Below are 246 nucleotides of genomic sequence, written 5' to 3' on the forward strand. Positions count from 1 at the left end.
CGAAGGCGGAAAGACGGAAAGCAGAAAAAAGAGCAAGAGCGGAAACAAGACCAAAGGAAAAAGGGGGGGAAGAGGGGGAGGAAAGGGCCGGGCGGGGAGGGAGGGGGGGAGGAGGGGAAGAAGGGGCGAGGGAAGGGGGACAGCCAGGGGCGGGGGGGGGGCAGCGGCGAGAAGCAGGGCGGGGGGACACACCAGGGCAAGGGCGAGAACAGCGCGCTGTCGGAACCCACCTGAAAGGGCAAAGGG

1 protein-coding gene is annotated in these 246 nt (G+C 66.7%); it reads left to right on the forward strand.

Features of this window, described 5'->3' with window-relative positions:
* Window positions 1–246, forward strand: a 246-nt coding sequence (locus BKB51_RS21040; protein WP_218044115.1) for a hypothetical protein, incomplete at both ends; no start/stop codon positions are given.

The sequence above is a fragment of the Kiloniella majae genome (genome assembly GCF_002118315.1).
GTDB classification, from domain to species: domain Bacteria; phylum Pseudomonadota; class Alphaproteobacteria; order Kiloniellales; family Kiloniellaceae; genus Kiloniella; species Kiloniella majae.